Below are 17,786 nucleotides of genomic sequence, written 5' to 3' on the forward strand. Positions count from 1 at the left end.
ATGAAAAAGTTATATCATAATCCTATTTGTCCTCTTTCAAGACAAGCCCGTGTCTTCTTAAAAGAATTAGATATAGAATTTACTACGATTAAAGAAGATTATTGGCAATTCAATAAAGATTTCTTAAAAATAAATCCTGCCGGAACTTTACCTATTTTAGCAGAATCATACGGCTTATTTGTGGTAGGTATTTATCCTTTTGTTGAATATCTTAATAGCAAATATCCGAATTTTAATTTTTTAGATGAAGATATTGATATTTGTTGCGAAATTAGACGATTATTCTTTTGGTTTAACGATAAATTTTATCGTGAAGTTACTAAGATTATTATCGATGAAAAAGTTATAAGATCAATTGCTAAAATGAGCAGCCCACGAACCGAGTTTTTACGTGTTGCAAAAAATAATTTAAATTATCACTTAGAATATATAACTTCTTTACTAGAAAAAAGAAGTTATCTGGTATCGGATTCACTAACTATGGCCGATATTGCCGCAAGTTGTCACTTATCGGTACTCGATTACTTCGGTGAGATTTATTGGGATAAATGGACGCTTATCAAACATTGGTATTCACTAATTAAATCAAGACCGGCTTTTAGGTTATTACTACAAGATAGAATCCCTGGCTTTACCCCTCCAAACTATTATACAGATTTAGATTTTTGAATAGACTTCTTTGGAAACTCTACTTCTAGAGGTAATTTGTGCGTCAATTCGCTGCTCGCATCCTCTCACGTACTTCTATGTACGCTGCGGTGCTGTACTGCGTGTTTCCTACAAATTCCTCTCTATAAGCGCGTTTTCGAAGAAGTCTAATATATAATTTAATAATTTGATTCTTTCCGTATCATGAGCTTTTAGTATTTTATGAATATTATTAAGAGATTGATTTTTTATGAGTGCAGGCTCATATTCAAGATGCACTCCACTTAAAATAGCTGTTCCGTCGCCGTAAGTACATCTTATTATTGCAGCCTGAGAATCCTCATAACTTGCTATTATTTCAGTATCTTTGGTATTTTCTGCATCAATAAAATATCCACCGCCATTATAAAAAGCATAACAATCCTTAATATTTAAATTAAGTGTTGGATTTATTTTTAGATAAGCAGCTCTTGCTCCTTTATGTGAGTTGTAATAATAAGGAGCAAGCAATGGTCCTCTAACCGTTCCATTGAAAATCTTTAATTCTCTTTTACTTATAACCTCTATATTTGTTCCTTTAGCGAATTCTACATAGTTACCGCTGTAGTAACTGCCTGCACATATCCCAAGAAAATTACCACCGTTTTTAATATAATTCTTTATATTAGCATTTCCTTTGCCTTGCAATTTTTGTACATAGTATAAATCTCTTCCACCGAGTAAAATAAGTAATAAGGTGTTTTGAACCCACTTTTCGTCTATAATTTCTTGTGCAGTAATATAATCTACGTTATACTTTGGAGCATAAAGTCTTAAGGTATGCACGCAATGCTTAATACTTTCTTTTGAAACTCCTAGATCATTATAAATTTTTATTTTCATTTTTATATTCTTGACAAGGACATTATATAATTCTATTTAGTGTAATTACTTAAAAATAAATCATGCGGTAATTTTATGCAACTTAATTCAATCTCACTACCGTTAACCACAAGGCAAGCAATAGAAATAGTTTTAGGAGTGGCATTACTTACTATTTGTTCACAAATAGTAATACCTATAAAGCCTATATTTATTTCATTGCAAACCGTTGCAGTGATATTCATCGGACTTACATATAATAAGACTACCGCACCTTTAACAATATTATCTTTCATAACTCTTGGAGCAATGGGAATCCCTGTGTTCGGAGAATTTTCAAGCGGTTTACGAATATTATTCGGTCCTACCGGAGGATATCTAGCAGGTTTTGTAATTGCCGTATATGTTATGGCTAGCTTAAAAGATAAAATTTTTACTTCTAATCAATGGTTAAATCAGATATCTTTATGTTTGATCGGTAATATAATTATTATGAGTTTAGGCTGGATGTGGCTCTCTACACTCTTAGGAGCAAGCGGTGCATTTTACGGCGGCGTATTACCTTTTATAATACCGGGAATAATTAAATCAGTATTATTAATTGGACTTATCAATGCAGTAAAACCAAAAACCCGATGAACTTCAGTATTGCCTAAAAAAAGTTGATCTAAAGTTTCGATGTCATTCCCGCGAAAGCGGGAATGACATCGAGTAGGTTTTTCGAACCATGCAAAAACACCACATTTGTAGGAATGGCATCAATCTTTAAGTTGACCACAAATATGGTATAACTCTATCATTCATGAAAAAAAATCAATAACAATGCTAATACCGCATTTTCCGGTGCCGACCTGGAAAAATAACATTAAATATGATCTTGAAAATATAACAAGACTTTTAAGAGCCTTAGGTAACTCTCATTTAAGACTTCCTCCCGTCATACATATAGCAGGTACAAACGGTAAAGGTTCAAGTAGTGCTATGCTTAAAAGCATCTTTACGCTTGCCGGTTACAAGGTACATTGCTATACATCTCCTCATTTATTAGAATTTAATGAACGAATTGTAGTAGCAGGTGAGAAAATCTCGGATAATGAATTATGGCAGGTGTGTGAGCAGGTGAGGGTAGCAAGCGAAAAATTTAATATTGAACCTAGCTTCTTTGAAGGTACTACGGCAGCAGCGTTTCTAGCATTTGAGAAAACAAAAGCCGATATATTAATTTTAGAGACGGGACTAGGCGGTCGGTTAGACGCAACAAATATAGTAGAACAACCTTTAATTACTTTAATTACACCTATTTCATATGATCATATGCATATGCTGGGTAATACATTACCCCTAATAGCAGTTGAGAAAGCTGGTATTATGAAGTCTTGCGTTCCTTGCGTTATAAGTATGCAAGTTTTAGAAGTTTATGAAACATTATTTGCCAAGGCTGAAGAGTTAGAAGTACCGAGTTTCTGTTATGAATATGATTTCGGTATTAAAAAGACGGACAACGGATTTATTTATTCATCACGAAATTTTACCTATGAGTTTCCGACTCCTTCGCTACTTGGTGATCATCAATTAATAAATGCTGCAAGCGTTATTGCCTTAATAAGCCTTATTAACAAACAATTTAATATTAATAATGAGGTTATTGCTAAAGGATTACAAAATACTATTTGGCCTGCTAGAATCGAAAAAATAGAACCGAAAAAATATTCTAAATTAATAGGTGATAATGTTCAAATTTGGATAGACGTAGCTCACAATAATAGCGGAGCTCAAGTTTTGGCAAATTGGATGCGTGATAATTTAAAATCATCGATATATTTAATACTCGGTATGACTAAAAATAGGAATATTGAGGAATTTTGCTCTTACTTTAAGGGTTTGACAATTAAAGGTTATGGCGTTAAAGTTTTATCCGAACCACTAAGCCATAGTGCAGAAACAATAAATTTGGAAGGCAGAAAGAGTGGTATTGATTTTAGCGAAAGCGACTCACTCGAAGAAGCGATTAGTGATATAAAGAAGATAAACGGCGATAATAAAGCAAATATTATAATAACCGGATCGCTTTATTTAGCTTCCGATTTTTATAAGTTACTATGATGTCATGCCTGCGTGGATACTAAATCGTCATTGCAAGCAACTGCAAGGAGCGTGGCAATCTCATAAAGTAGGACTCCTGAGATTGCTTCGTCAAAATTTTCAATTTTTCCTCGCAATGACGTATTGATTCTTGCTATAAATATATAAAAACCAACATAGGAGAAAATAACATGACCTATTGCAACAAATCTAATCAAACCTCATATCCTTTTATCTTACCTGATTTACCTTATGAGAAAGAAAGTTTTAAACCACATTTTACTCTCGAGACTCTTGATTATCATCATGGTAAGCATCATAATACTTATGTACAAAATCTAAACAATTTACTCAAAGATAAAGAAGAATTACAAAAAAAAGATTTAGAAGAAATAATAGAATGGTCATCACAAAACTCAAATGCGGCTATTTTTAATAACGCAGCCCAAATATGGAATCATACCTTTTTTTGGCATTCAATAAAGCCGCAGGGCGGAGGTAAGCCAAGCGGTAAAATATTAGAACAAATTAATAAAGATTTCAGTAGTTTTGAAGAGTTTTGCGAACAGTTTAAGCAAGAGGCAGTAGGGCAGTTCGGTAGCGGCTGGGCATGGCTTGTATATCACGATAATAGGTTACAAATTATAAAAACCGCTAATGCCGGTACACCTATAGCAAACGGTATGAAGCCGCTTCTTGCATGTGATGTATGGGAACATGCTTATTATATTGATTATCGTAACAAACGACCTGATTATGTTGACATATTTATTAAGCATATGATTAACTGGAAGTTTGTAGAAGATAATTTAATAAAATAAAACTATGGCTGATATAAAGGTAAGAAAACATCCTATTATTAATAATCTGAAGCAAGAGTCAAAAACTCCTGTAGTTAATGAGCAATCTGATATATTAGAGGAGTTAAAAGACCTAAAAAAATTCAACAATCTTCTAGCAATCAAACAAAAACATTGCAGGAGTTAGAGCAAGCACAGAAAGCTCCTATCGAATATATAGCTTTTAGTGGAGGAGGAGCTAAGGGAGCACAATATATTCCGGAGCTTATGAGGCAGCAAAAAAAGCTGGTATTTTAGATAATGTCAAGGCGGTAGCAGGTTCTTCCGCTGGTGCTATAACTGCCACAGTGGTAGCTCTTGGGACACCCGCCTGAGCGATTTGAAGAAATTTCTAAAAATACAAATCTGCAAACTTTACTTGGAAAAAAAGGATTTTCTGCGGATATAGTACAGTTAAATAAAGACGGTAAACCTTTATATGCTCTATTAGAACTTGTTATTAAAGAAAATATAGGAAATTTTTTACAGAGATCAGATATAGTAAATGTTAAATATTATAAAGCTCTTGATGAATTAAGAGAAAGATACAACCAAAAAGACGGTAAAATATATTTTAAGGATATAGCGTTACTGCGAAAATACGATCCAGTGCAGTATAAAGATTTAGTAATTATGGCAACTCAGCAAGAGACAAGTGAACTAACTATTTTCAATAGCTTTGATACGCCAAATGTTGAAATTGCTTTAGCTTGCTGTGCTTCTGCTTCTATACCGCTTGTTTTTAAGCCGGTAGAAATTGACAGTAAAAAATATATAGACGGCGAATATAGAGATAATATACCAACAAAATATTTTACTGGAATTTGATACAAAAGCAGTAACTGATAATATGGAGGAGATTCCCTTAGCTAAAAAACAAGGTAGAACTCTAGCTATGGCTTTTGGTACGGGTATGATGGAAGCTGATGCAAATATTGCTATATATAGTGCAAAAAAATTTGATAGCCCAAGTGATATCGTAAAGTTTTTAGCTGATATATTTATTTAAGACGCTTGCAAAAGTAGGAGGAAAATTTAAATATACTGAAACTCTAAGAGCAACTAATGAACAGTTACGTGAAAATACTTTAAACACTGTTGTTTTAGATACTACCGGAATAGATACTTTGGATTTCAAAGATGCACCAAAATATTCTAATTATTTGCATATTAAAGGATATTGTCAAACTAGAGAACATTTGAATAATCATGACCTTGGCAAAGAAGCAGATAAAATATTTGACCATCAAAAAGTTCTACTAAATGTTTATGAAGTTTATGATAATAAAAATCTACATAAAACATTTGGCACTAAATTGTTAGAAATGTTTATTCAGTCAAAAGAAAATAATACTTCTAAATGGCAAGAAGGAGTTATTGAAAATCATGATGGTAAAGCAAAGATGTTATTATCATTTTGTAAAACCGGAGCATTAAACGAAAAAGAATTAAATGAAAAGCTTAAAGAATATGTAATTATTGCTGCAACTAATCGTAATAATACACTAAAAGCCGATACAAACTCATTGAACGCTTTATTGTATACCTTAAATGATACTACTGCTTCAAGTAAAATAAAAGATAGTTTCATTGAGGTACTTGGAATAGATAAAAATAAAGATGTAAGATTTGATAAAACTAAAACCTTTGATGAAAATATTGCTAAGTTTAAATTTACTAAACAAGATTTAGAAAGCTTTATAACTAAGAGTAAAAGCGAAGCACCAAAAATGCAAAGCAAACATAGTGTAGCTACAAGTCATGTCAGTAGGGGGCAAGTTAGGTGTTTTTATGTCATTCCCACGAAAGCTGGAATGACATCGAGCGGGTTTTTCGAGCCATGCAACAAAGCTCGCCTTTCCTCGCAATGACGGCTACTAAAAAAAATGAATATCGGTAAATTTAAACTAATTGTTTTTGACAAGCTAGACAGTACAAACTCTGAGGCTATGAAAATGGCTCAGAATGCTAAAGTTGATTCAAACTATGCAGTACTTGCCAAATCTCAAACTAATGGACGTGGTAGAAGCGGCAAAAACTGGCAGTCTAGGTCAGGTAACTTACATGTAAGTTTACTAATAAAGCCTGATAAAGAGCTAGAATTATTGCCGCAATTATCTTTTGTTATGGCACTTAGCGTTTATGATAGTATAACCTCTTTATGTCACTCCCATAGTTCTATATGTCATTCCCGCTTTCGCGGGAATGACATAAGGAACGAAAATAACATTATACAACTAAAATGGCCCAATGATGTATTAATTAACAGTCGGAAAATTGCCGGTATACTTCTTGAATCTGTTAAAGTAGAAAATAATTATTACCTTATTATCGGTATCGGCATTAATATTACCTATCACCCTGATAATATCGACCAGCCTACTACTAGCTTAATAAGCGAAAATCTACCACCTATAGAACCGCAAGCTTTACTTGAGATATTAATAGAAAATTTTGAAGAATATTATCAAATTTGGCATAATAACGGTTTTCCTTTTATTAGAAAAAAATGGTTAGAACATGCTTACAAGTTATATGAAAATATTAGCGTTAAATATCAAAATGATATAGTAACCGGTCTTTTTAAAGATATCGATAATACCGGCAGAATAATATTGCAACTACCTTCCAAAAAAATAATCTCTTTTTCCACTGCCGAACTTTTTTTTAATAAAAATATTACTAAATTTAAATTGTAGATTTAATTTTTGTTAACTTCTACTTAAGCTCCAATTTAACAAGGTAATAAATATATGCCCCAAGAGAATAACAACCCAAGTTATCTGTCTCAAGCGTTTTTAACAAATGCATATGAGCAATTAAACGAATTTAAAAAACTTTCTTCTAATAACATTCGTACATTAATGCAAGATCTTATAAAATTGAAAAAGCTTTTAAATGTACACTATTTACGGGTAATAACAACGCATGTGAAGGTTTAGTAGAATTATAGGACGAAGTAATAAAAAATGCCTAATTATGAACTTCAAAATATAAATATAACACAATTTAGAGATATTATGGTCTTAGTCGGAAGAGAACTTAAGCATGAACAATGTATAAATACCTCCTTATTGTCAGTAAATATTAATGAAAAATTTCTCAAACCAAGTGTTGTTACTCACGTAAAAACTATTGAAATATGTCAACAGCAAAATAGTGAAGATCCTTTCGTAATTAACGAGTCAGAAATATTTAATCAAAAATGCAAGGTTAAGCAGTACAGAATTTGAGCAATTTAATAGCTTTTTTAAAGCAAGATGTGGAAGTAATTTTGCTTTGAGATTTAGGAATTATGCAGATTATAGAGGAATTAACGAAGTTATTGCTAAAGGGGATGGTAATTTAAATAAATTTCAGCTAAGGAAGATATATAGCGATCCTATTGCTCCTTACGAACGAGTTATCACTAAACCGGTTAATATAATAGCGTAATTCTATATATTAATAATGTAAGCACTATGGGCATTGTAGATTACAACGATGGTATAGTGACCTTACCAAGTCCCTTAGGTCAAGATGTAATTTTAACTGCTGATTTTACTTTTGACGTAGCAGTTAGATTTAGTATAGATAGTTTTGAATATTCTTATTGTAATGACGGTTCTATAGCGTTATCCAACATAGAGTTAGTGTAGGTGATTATATGAGTATTGCGATTGAAGAGGTAGTTACAAAGCTTACGAATTTTGTTTATTGTTTTCAAATTAAGCGAGCGAGCGGTGAGGAATTAAACTTAACAAATAGCGATCATGCTATAAAAAGTGAAGAGAGAGTTTTTTTACCGAATGCCAGTTTAGATTTAAAAGAAGCAGAATTTAATGATTCCGCACAAAACCATATAATCATTGAAGGTATTTTTGAGGAAAACGGCATTACGACAACAATCGATTTAAATAATGCTATTGTTAAAATAATAATATATACTGACAAAGTTTTTGAGCATTTCGTTACATATTATTGCACTTTATATACAAAATACGATTTAAACTTTTAAATACATTTAAAACCCGAAACGGTAAAATATAATCAGACTATAATTAATCGATATAGCAAAACATGTAGAGCAGTTTTCGGAGATAGTCAATGTAAAATAGATAAAGCTTTATATAGTGGCATATATAAGGTTAAAGAAATGCTCAAGGACAGTTTAAGAATACTAGATTTAGATAAAGAAAACGGCTATTATAACGGCGGTCAAATTATATTCAGCGAAAATCATTTTAACAGTAAAGTTCTAAGCAATTTCGGTGATTTGATTATATTAGAGGATATTATACCGGATTATGTTAAAGATGCCGAGGAAATAAAAATTACTGCCGGATGTGATAAAAATTTTATAACCTGTTGCAATAAATTTAATAATGCTATAAATTTTAGGGGTGAACCGCTAATACCAAAAATAGATTTTATAAATTTAGTATAATCAATGAAACAAAGTTTTATAAAACTAGTATATGCAGAGCTAAAGAATATAATAAATATGAAAAGCTCCAAACAACAGCAAAAAAAAGAAACGCAATTAATTGATTATTTTAAAATAGTTGAAAGTAATATATTATATACATTTCAAAAAATAAAAAAGGAATATGAAAGAGACTAAACGTTTTTTTAACAAAAATAATAGATTAAATAAAGGTTATGCTAAGACTTTTAGTGTAAACGAACCTGATAATAATTTTTACCGTAAAAAATTTGAACATATATTACCGCCAATTGATTTAATCAGTGAGTATGAGAGTATTTATCCCGGTACTTTACAGGAATTAATGCATATGGCACAACAAGAGCAAGCTCATAAGCATGCTATAGACCTAAAAAACTTGAAAATACAGGCAAGAGTCGCTAAATTAACACGAATCTGTTTATTAATATTTGGAATTTGCCTTGTAGTTTCAATTTTTTTTAAAACTGTCTAAATAAAATTAAAGATAAAATATTTTATTTACTTGTAATTTTAAATAAAATAAGTTAAATGCAATATATATTTATTTATAAACATAATACGGAGAAATTTTATTTCTAAAAATAATTTTCCTAAGGCTAATAGAGAAATCAGAGCTAGAGAAGTTCGTTTAGTAGGCGAAAACGGCGAAATGCACGGCGTCGTAAATATTAGAGAAGCATTAGATATGGCGGAAAGAGCTGGTCTTGACTTAGTCGAGATATCACCGAATGCTGTACCCCCTGTCTGTAAAATTCTAGATTTTGGTAAGTTTAAGTACGAAAGCAAAAAACGTTTGCATGAAGCACGCAAAAAACAAAAAATCGTCGTACTTAAAGAAATGAAATTTAAACCTAATATTAGTATAGGTGATTTTGAAACTAAATTAAGAAAAATAAAAGAATTTTTAAAAGACGGAGATAAAGTAAAAATTTCTTTATGGTTTAAGGGACGAGAGATTCTTCATAAAGAGGTCGGTCAAGAACTATTTAAACGTATAGAAGTAGGGCTCGAAGGACTCGTTAAAATCGATCAGCATGCTAAAATGGAAGGTAAACAGATGATAATGATCGTTAGCCCTGATATTAAGGTACAATAGCTATTCAAATCGTCATTGCGCGCGAACGTAGAGAGTGTGGCAATCTCAGGAATTTTACTGTTTCATGAGGTTGCCGCGTCGAGGCTTTGCTTCTCCTCGCAATGACGTGTAATAACAACAATAAAAAGTCAAATCTAAATAAGTTATGCCGATTAAAATTTTAATGCCTGCTTTATCTCCAACTATGACGGAAGGAAATCTAGCTAGGTGGTTAAAAAAAGAAGGGGACAAAGTGAATCCTGGAGAAGTAATTGCTGAAATTGAAACCGATAAAGCAACGATGGAAGTAGAAGCAGTAGACGAAGGTATACTTGCTAAAATAGTTATCCCACAAAATAGTCAAAATGTACCTGTTAACTCTTTAATTGCCGTGTTAAGTGAAGAGGGAGAAGAAAAAACGGACATTGATGCGTTTATTGCAAAAAATAATAATGTATCACCGTCACCGAAAACAGATGCTAATCTTCCGAAACCCCACGAGAATATAGCTAATGTAGAAGAACAGGTAACAGTTATAAAACATGATGCTAGTAAAATATTCGCCTCACCGCTTGCAAAAAGACTTGCAAAAATGGGAAATATTAGATTTGAGAGCGTGAAAGGTAGCGGTCCGCACGGTAGAATAGTCAAACAAGATATCTTATCATATACTCCTAGCACTGCTCATAATAACATAGTTAGCAGAAATCCTGAAGAATATCGTTTAGTACCAAATAATAATATCCGCAAGATTATAGCCAAGCGTCTACTTGAATCTAAACAAACAGTTCCACATTTTTATTTATCTATAGAATGTAATGTCGATAAATTGTTAGATATAAGAGAAGACATTAATAAATCTTGTTCTGAAGATAAATCAACAAGGATATCGGTTAATGATTTTATTATTTTAGCAGTAGCCAAAGCTTTACAAGAAGTGCCAAATGCCAATGCTAGCTGGGGAGAAGATGCCATGAGATATTACAATAATGTCGATATTTCAGTAGCGGTGGCGATTGAGAACGGGCTTGTTACACCAATAGTTAAAAATGCCAATCAAAAAAACATTCTAGAACTATCTCGTGAAATGAAAGCATTAATAAAGAAAGCAAAAGATAATAAATTAACCCCTGAAGAATTTCAGGGCGGAGGGTTTACCATTTCTAACCTCGGTATGTATGGTATTAAGAATTTCAATGCTATAATTAACCCACCGCAAAGTTGTATAATGAGCGTCGGAGCTAGTGCAAAACGTGCTATAGTCAAGAATGATCAAATAACTATAGCAACAATTATGGACGTAACTCTTTCTGCCGATCACCGAGTATTAGACGGAGCAGTCGGTGCTGAGTTCTTGGCAGCATTTAAAAAGTTTATAGAGAGTCCCGCTTTGATGTTGATATAAGTCGTTATTACGAGCAGCCATAGGCTGAATGGTAATCTCGTCAAATATCCTGAGATTGCTTCGTCGAAACTTTCAGTTGCTTCTCGCAATAACGTTGAAATCTCACCCATAAACAAATCACAATAAAATAACATGCGTTTTTCAGATAATTTAGCAAAAATTTTAGATAAATACGAAAATTTAGGCAACAAACTATCTTCCGGCATTATGGGAGACGAGTTTGTTAAGGCATCTAAAGAATATGCAGAACTTGAAGATGTTGTAGCAAAAATTAAAGAATATAATAAGGCTAAATCTGAGCTTAAAGAAGCAAATAATTTTAAGCTAGAAGTGGGACTTGATAATGCCACTTTAGAAATGATTGAAGACGAAATATACACTCTTGAAAATTCGTTACCAAAACTTGAAAGAGCCGTAAAAATTGCTTTATTACCAAAAGATGATGCGGATAGTAAAAGTGCTATTATTGAAGTTAGAGCAGGAAGCGGTGGAGAAGAAGCTGCACTTTTTGCTGCCGTACTTTTTAATATGTATCAAAGATACGCTGAGTTAAAAGGATGGCGTTTTGAGATATTAGCAATTTCCGATACGGGAATAGGCGGTTATAAAGAAGCATCGGCGTCAATAAAAGGCAAAGATGTATTCTCTAAGCTCAAATTTGAGTCAGGCGTTCATAGAGTACAGAGAGTACCGGAAACGGAATCACAAGGACGTATTCATACTTCGGCAGCAACGGTTGCAGTACTTCCTGAGGCTGAAGAGGTTGATATTAAAATTGAAGATAAAGACTTAAGAATCGATACTTATAGAGCTTCAGGGGCTGGTGGACAGCACGTTAATACTACCGATTCTGCCGTACGTATAACTCATATCCCTACCGGTATTACCGTAGCCTTGCAAGATGAGAAGTCACAGCATAAAAATAAAGCAAAGGCGTTAAAAATTCTACGTGCTAGAATTTATGAAGAAGAACGACGTAAAAAGGGACAAGAAAGAGCCGATAGCAGAAGAGGGCAGATAGGTTCGGGAGATCGTTCGGAGCGGATACGTACTTATAATTTCCCACAGGGAAGAGTATCCGACCATAGAATAAACTTAACACTTTATAAGATAGACGAAGTAGTTAAAAACGGACAATTAGATGAGTTTGTTGAAGCTTTAATTGCGGATGATGAAGCTAAAAAACTTTTAGAGATATAACTGTATATTGTCATTGTGAGTATCCTAGCAAGTAAATCACTAATTTTGAAACTACGACATAACTCGGTGACTATATCTTCGTTAATCATTTTCTGCTGCCAGATTTTACCGTTTATAGATGCTTGTGGTTTCATTTGTTTATTAGACTGTATTTTTACTGTATATTGTCATTGTGAGTAGGCATTGTTGCGGAGGACGAATTTTTCTCGAGCACCCCACGTGGCTTGACAGAGGTGAAATTGATCCACGCAACAATGCCTACTCACAATGACAATATACAGTAAAAATACAGTCTAATAAACAAATGAAACCACAAGCATCTATAAACGGTAAAATCTGGCAGCAGAAAATGATTAACGAAGATATAGTCACCGAGTTATGTCGTAGTTTCAAAATTAGTGATTTACTTGCTAGGATAGTATCATTAAGAGTAAATAATCTAGAGGAAGTAGAAAATTTCTTGAGACCGAAAATCAAAAATTTATTACCTGATCCTTTTCATCTACTTGATATGGAAAAGGCTGTAGATAGAACCGTTACAGCTATTTTCAATAACCAAAAAATATGTATCTTTGCCGATTATGATGTAGACGGTGCTACTTCAGCCGCTTTACTTAAAAATATTTTTAGAGATTTAAATATACTATGTGATATTTATGTTCCTGATCGTATAGCTGAAGGATACGGTCCAACTCCTTTTGCTATGCAAAAAATTAAAGATAACGGCACAGAATTATTAATTACGGTTGATTGCGGTGCTATGGCACATGAAGCCCTAAAATACGCAAAAGACGTTAACCTTGATGTTATAGTAATCGATCATCATATAGCTACGGAAATATTACCGGATGCAGTAGCTATAGTAAATCCAAATCGTATTGATGAAAAAAGCGAATATAAACATTTGGCAGCCGTAGGAGTTGCTTTCTTATTTGCAACTGCAATATTATCGCATTTAAAGAAGCAAAATTATTTCACGCAAACAATGCTTCAGCCTAATCTAATGCAGTATCTAGATTTAGTGGCTCTTGGTACTGTTTGCGATATGATGAAATTAACAGGCTTAAATCGTGCATTTGTTGCAAGCGGATTGAAAGTAATGCAACAAAGGCAAAATATAGGGATTAAAACATTATATGATATGGCAGGACTTAATGAAATACCAAAATGTTATCATTTAGGGTTTATTCTAGGTCCGCGTATCAATGCGGGCGGTAGAGTAGGAAAGTCAAGTTTAGGGGCTAATCTCCTATCTACTAGTTGTTCTAATGAAGCAAATAAATTAGCTAAAGAACTTGAAAAACATAATAATGAACGTAAAGTAATTGAGTTATTAATGATAGAAGAAGCGATGGAAATTGCTTTGACACAACAAGATAGTAGTTTATTATTTATCGTAAAAGAAGGATGGCATCCAGGCGTTATAGGAATCGTTGCCGGCAAATTAAAAGAAAAATTTGATAAGCCGGTGGCAGTTATAGCTTTAAATGATGGGATTGGTAAAGCTTCATGCCGTTCTATTTTAGGTATTGATTTTGGTGCTGAAATTATCAATGCTAAAAGCAAAGATTTGCTAATAGCAGGCGGAGGTCATGCTATGGCGGCAGGTTTTACCGTAACGGCTGAAAAATTACAAGAATTGCAGAATTTTTTTAATAATGCTTTTAGAATTAGTATAAATAAACTAGAAAATTATAAGCATGCGGAATATGATATTGATTTAACGGTTAATAGTGTGAATTTCCCTTTAATGGAGGAATTAAACACTTTAGAGCCTTTCGGTCAAGGAAATCATGAGCCTATATTTAAATTTGATGATTTATTTGTATTAAAAGCGGATATCGTTGGAAGTAAGCATATTAAATGTATGCTTGTTCCAAATAAGCGAGGTTTTGGTAATAAAGCCTTATCTGCTATTGCTTTTAATTCGGTAGGAACTGCATTTGAAGATGTTTTATTAAGCCCTAAAGCAAAAAATATTGCCGTAATAGGAACGTTAAAAACTAATAATTGGCAAGATAATTATACTATTCAATTAATTATAAAAGATATACTTCTAAAAGAGTAGATAGACAAGTATATATAATAACAACTTAAAAAATAATAATTTATGCGAAATTTAAAGAAAACAAAAAATACTACAATTTCTAAAGACTTAGCAGAAGTACAAGAGCATTATCAAGATTATCCTTATCCTTTCAGAGACCCAAATCAAGAAAAAGAATATTTACTTGCAACATGCGGTGAGTTCTTAGGAGAATTAAACCATTTTCTATATCAAGGAAAAGAAAATTTTAATAATCATTTTAGGTGCTTAATAGCAGGCGGCGGCACCGGTGATTCGACTATTTATCTTGCCGAGCAGTTAAAAGATAAAAATGCCGAAATAATATATCTAGATTTCAGCAAGCCTAGCATGGAAGTAGCACAAAAACGTGCAGAAGTACGAGGTCTTAAAAATATTAAATGGATTAATGATTCAATATTAAATATACCTAATCTAAAACTTGGAAAATTCGATTATATAAATTGTACCGGCGTGCTTCATCATTTAGCAAATCCTGATGAAGGTTTAAAAAATCTAAAAGATTCTTTAAAGCCGACCGGCGGTATGGGTTTAATGGTATATGCTAAATACGGACGTACCGGTGTTTATCAAATTCAGGATTTAATGAAAATGATAAATAAAGATACTAAGAGCCGTGTCGAAGAAGTAATGAACGGGAAACTAATTCTAGATAATTTGCCTGCTACTAACTGGTATAAAAGAGGTTGGGAATTATTTTCAGATTACCAAAATTTCGGTGACGTCGGAGTTTATGATATGTTCCTGAACAAACAGGATAGAGCCTATTCCGTTCCTGAGTTATATGAATTCGTAGAAAAAGCAAGCTTAAATTTTGTTGATTATCTTGATCCTTTAGAGAAAATTTTATTAAGACCGGAAAATTATATAAAAGATTTTTCACTTCTACAAAAAGTTAAAAAGATGGATAAAGTAACTAGAGAAGCAATTTCCGAAATACTTACCGGTAATATTATTAAACATTCATTTTACGTATCAAATCACAAAGATAGTGTAGCCTCTCTTGATGACCTTGATAATATACCGTACTTCCATAATATTGCCAATTTTGCTAAACAAATTTATGAGCATTTGGAATCTAATCCTTCAGCAGTAAATAATGCTATTAATTTTACTATTAATAATGGGATATTAAATAATGTTAATATCTCAATGTCGATATTTAGAAGCACTAAATATATTTTTAAATATATGGTAGAAGAGAAAAGTTTAAGAGAAATATTTGATGCGGTACGCAACGAATTAAACCAAGAAATAAGCAATGAGGCCTTATTAAATGAATTTAAAAACGTATGCATGCCATTACTTAATACAAATGTGTTATTGTTAAAATCAAAGGATTGCTAGAGTTACGTGGATTGATTGATCCGTCATTGCGAGAAGAGGTTACCAGGATCGTCATGAGCTACGCAGCCGTAAGCTGTGCGGCAATCTCATGAAATAATAATAAACTACCAAGATTGCTTCGTAATTTTCTCGCAATGACCATTTACCGATTATCTGCTCGCAATGACGATTTGGGTTGACAATGTGCTATTAACGTTGTTAGTATGCTTTTACATACATAGCCAGCTCTTATAAGCTAACAAGATAAATAATTCTTTAAACCGCAAGAATAAATAAAACTTTCTAAAAATCTAATTTGATTCCTAACTTAAATAAGTATATTACTTACCTTTAAACTTGATTGCTAACTCAACTTTTCAATTATAATCTATTAATAATAAAATAATGAACACAACTAATAAAGAATCCACAGCAGAACTTAACAATACCGAATCCAATAACAATTATAATAATTTTGCAGAAAACGGTAATATTATTAATTTAAAACAATTAAAACGTAAATTACCGGAGGAACTACAAGCTCAAGCAGAAGAATTAAAAATTGAAAATATTAATTCATTACTTAAACAAGAATTAGTTTTTGCAATTTTGAAAAAATCCGTAGAGCAGGGAGTTTTAATAGTGGGAGAGGGGGTACTTGAAGTACTACCTGACGGATTTGGTTTTTTACGTTCGCCGGAAGTAAACTACTTAGCAGGCCCTGATGATATTTATATTTCTCCTAGTCAGATTCGTCGCTTTGGTCTGCGTACCGGTGATACTGTAGAAGGTCAGATCAGAGCTCCAAAAGCCGGAGAACGTTATTTTGCTTTACTGAAAGTCAATAGAGTAAATTTTGAAGACCCTGCTAAAGCTTATCATCGTGTTCATTTTGATAATTTAACTCCCTTATATCCTGATGAAAAATTAGGATTAGAACTTGAAAATAATAGTAAAGATAGTAAGGATTTTAGTACACGGGTTATTGAACTTGTTGCCCCTATGGGTAAAGGACAACGTGCATTAATAGTAGCACCGCCTCGTACAGGTAAAACCGTATTATTACAAAATATAGCACATGCAATTACAACCAATAATCCGGAAGTATTTTTAATAGTACTGTTAATAGACGAAAGACCTGAAGAAGTAACCGATATGCAACGTTCCGTGCGTGGGGAGGTTGTTAGCTCTACTTTCGATGAACCGGCAAGTAGGCACGTGCAGCTTGCAGAAATGGTTATCAAAAAAGCAAAGCGTTTAGTAGAACATAAAAAAGACGTGGTAATTTTAGTAGATGCGATAACACGTTTAGCTCGTGCTTATAATACCGTAGTGCCATCATCAGGTAAAGTATTAACGGGCGGTGTTGATGCTAATGCTCTTCAGAGACCTAAAAGATTTTTCGGAGCAGCAAGAAATATTGAAAACGGCGGTTCGCTTACTATAATCGGTACGGCTTTAATTGAAACCGGTTCTCGTATGGATGAGGTAATTTTTGAGGAGTTTAAAGGTACAGGTAATTCCGAGATAGTTCTAGATCGTAAGATTGCCGATAAGCGTATTTATCCGGCTATTGATATAACTAGATCAGGAACTAGAAAAGAAGATTTATTAGTAGATAAAATAATATTAAATAAAATGTGGGTTCTTCGTCGTATTATCGATCCGATGGGTAGCAGTGAAGCAATAGAATTTTTACTCAAAAAACTTGAAAATACTAAAACTAACGGTGAGTTTTTTGAGATGATGAAGAGTCCTGAACGTCCTAAGAACGGTCTATAGTCAATTAATACCTATATTGTGCTTCGTTGTGCGTC

16 protein-coding genes and 5 pseudogenes are annotated in these 17,786 nt (G+C 32.8%); 19 read left to right on the forward strand and 2 right to left on the reverse strand.

Going from position 1 to position 17,786, the window contains the following annotated elements; translation table 11 throughout:
• Nucleotides 1-669 carry a glutathione S-transferase family protein gene (locus RJP_RS03560; RefSeq protein ID WP_014120824.1) on the forward strand — a complete coding sequence of 223 codons (669 nt, stop codon included), beginning with the start codon at nt 1-3 and terminating at the stop codon, nt 667-669.
• On the opposite strand, the pseudogene RJP_RS11340 reads toward RJP_RS03560, so the two are convergent.
• Together RJP_RS11340 and RJP_RS03565 are read right to left on the reverse strand one after the other, a co-directional pair.
• Nucleotides 657-835 (reverse strand): annotated as a pseudogene (locus RJP_RS11340) (palindromic element RPE1 domain-containing protein); the annotation flags it as partial. The gene RJP_RS03560 and the pseudogene RJP_RS11340 overlap by 13 nt on opposite strands.
• Nucleotides 778-1,530, reverse strand: a complete 753-nt coding sequence (locus RJP_RS03565; RefSeq protein ID WP_014014360.1) for a BPL-N domain-containing protein — start codon at nt 1,528-1,530, stop codon at nt 778-780. The gene RJP_RS03565 and the pseudogene RJP_RS11340, both read right to left, overlap by 58 nt.
• 75 nt (nt 1,531-1,605) lie before the next feature.
• Here RJP_RS03565 and RJP_RS03570 point away from each other — a divergent pair, with 75 nt between their 5' ends.
• From RJP_RS03570 to rho, 18 genes and pseudogenes are all read left to right on the forward strand, one after another.
• Complete coding sequence (locus tag RJP_RS03570; protein ID WP_014120825.1) at nt 1,606-2,148, forward strand: biotin transporter BioY; 543 nt, start codon at nt 1,606-1,608, stop codon at nt 2,146-2,148.
• A gap of 183 nt (nt 2,149-2,331) precedes the next feature.
• Nucleotides 2,332-3,612, forward strand: coding sequence for a folylpolyglutamate synthase/dihydrofolate synthase family protein (locus tag RJP_RS03575; protein WP_014120826.1), 1,281 nt, complete (start codon nt 2,332-2,334; stop codon nt 3,610-3,612).
• A gap of 170 nt (nt 3,613-3,782) precedes the next feature.
• Nucleotides 3,783-4,412 (forward strand): superoxide dismutase, encoded by a 630-nt coding sequence (locus RJP_RS03585; protein WP_014120827.1) that lies wholly within the window; start codon nt 3,783-3,785, stop codon nt 4,410-4,412.
• A gap of 4 nt (nt 4,413-4,416) precedes the next feature.
• Nucleotides 4,417-6,205: pseudogene (locus RJP_RS11345) on the forward strand (patatin-like phospholipase family protein); the annotation flags it as partial.
• 111 nt (nt 6,206-6,316) lie between these two features.
• Nucleotides 6,317-7,129 (forward strand): biotin--[acetyl-CoA-carboxylase] ligase, encoded by an 813-nt coding sequence (locus tag RJP_RS03600; protein WP_014120828.1) that lies wholly within the window; start codon nt 6,317-6,319, stop codon nt 7,127-7,129.
• A 54-nt stretch (nt 7,130-7,183) separates the two neighbouring features.
• Nucleotides 7,184-7,372, forward strand: a complete 189-nt coding sequence (locus RJP_RS07865) for a hypothetical protein (RefSeq protein WP_014014366.1) — start codon at nt 7,184-7,186, stop codon at nt 7,370-7,372.
• Nucleotides 7,373-7,399: 27 nt separating this feature from the next.
• A complete protein-coding gene (locus RJP_RS03605; protein ID WP_024704558.1) occupies nt 7,400-7,663 on the forward strand; it encodes a hypothetical protein in 264 nt (87 codons plus the stop codon).
• Nucleotides 7,629-8,068 (forward strand): annotated as a pseudogene (locus RJP_RS11350) (phage distal tail protein, Rcc01695 family). Before RJP_RS03605 ends, RJP_RS11350 begins: the two are co-directional and overlap by 35 nt.
• Before the next feature lie 8 nt (nt 8,069-8,076).
• Nucleotides 8,077-8,304: pseudogene (locus RJP_RS07870) on the forward strand (baseplate hub domain-containing protein); the annotation flags it as partial.
• A gap of 45 nt (nt 8,305-8,349) precedes the next feature.
• A pseudogene (locus RJP_RS07875) lies at nt 8,350-8,856 on the forward strand (phage BR0599 family protein).
• 3 nt (nt 8,857-8,859) lie between these two features.
• On the forward strand, nt 8,860-9,033 hold the full coding sequence (locus tag RJP_RS09590; RefSeq protein ID WP_008580225.1) for a hypothetical protein: 174 nt from the start codon (nt 8,860-8,862) through the stop codon (nt 9,031-9,033).
• On the forward strand, nt 9,020-9,349 hold the full coding sequence (locus RJP_RS03620) for a DUF2335 domain-containing protein (protein WP_014014370.1): 330 nt from the start codon (nt 9,020-9,022) through the stop codon (nt 9,347-9,349). Before RJP_RS09590 ends, RJP_RS03620 begins: the two co-directional genes overlap by 14 nt.
• 135 nt (nt 9,350-9,484) lie before the next feature.
• Entirely contained in the window at nt 9,485-9,973 is a 489-nt protein-coding gene (infC, locus tag RJP_RS03625; protein ID WP_231839136.1) for a translation initiation factor IF-3, read from the forward strand.
• A 145-nt stretch (nt 9,974-10,118) separates the two neighbouring features.
• Nucleotides 10,119-11,357: a pyruvate dehydrogenase complex dihydrolipoamide acetyltransferase gene (locus RJP_RS03630; protein WP_014120829.1), complete on the forward strand. Its 1,239-nt coding sequence runs from the start codon at nt 10,119-10,121 to the stop codon at nt 11,355-11,357.
• A 132-nt stretch (nt 11,358-11,489) separates the two neighbouring features.
• Entirely contained in the window at nt 11,490-12,557 is a 1,068-nt protein-coding gene (prfA, locus tag RJP_RS03635; RefSeq protein ID WP_014120830.1) for a peptide chain release factor 1, read from the forward strand.
• A gap of 304 nt (nt 12,558-12,861) precedes the next feature.
• The gene (gene recJ, locus RJP_RS03640; RefSeq protein WP_014120831.1) at nt 12,862-14,625 is read left to right on the forward strand and encodes a single-stranded-DNA-specific exonuclease RecJ; all 1,764 of its coding nucleotides are present in this window, start codon (nt 12,862-12,864) and stop codon (nt 14,623-14,625) included.
• 42 nt (nt 14,626-14,667) lie between these two features.
• Complete coding sequence (locus RJP_RS03645; protein ID WP_014120832.1) at nt 14,668-15,990, forward strand: class I SAM-dependent methyltransferase; 1,323 nt, start codon at nt 14,668-14,670, stop codon at nt 15,988-15,990.
• Nucleotides 15,991-16,374: 384 nt separating this feature from the next.
• Nucleotides 16,375-17,751 (forward strand): transcription termination factor Rho, encoded by a 1,377-nt coding sequence (rho, locus tag RJP_RS03650; RefSeq protein WP_014014376.1) that lies wholly within the window; start codon nt 16,375-16,377, stop codon nt 17,749-17,751.
• Nucleotides 17,752-17,786 lie beyond the last annotated feature (35 nt).

Source organism: Rickettsia japonica YH (genome assembly GCF_000283595.1).
Classification (GTDB): domain Bacteria; phylum Pseudomonadota; class Alphaproteobacteria; order Rickettsiales; family Rickettsiaceae; genus Rickettsia; species Rickettsia rickettsii.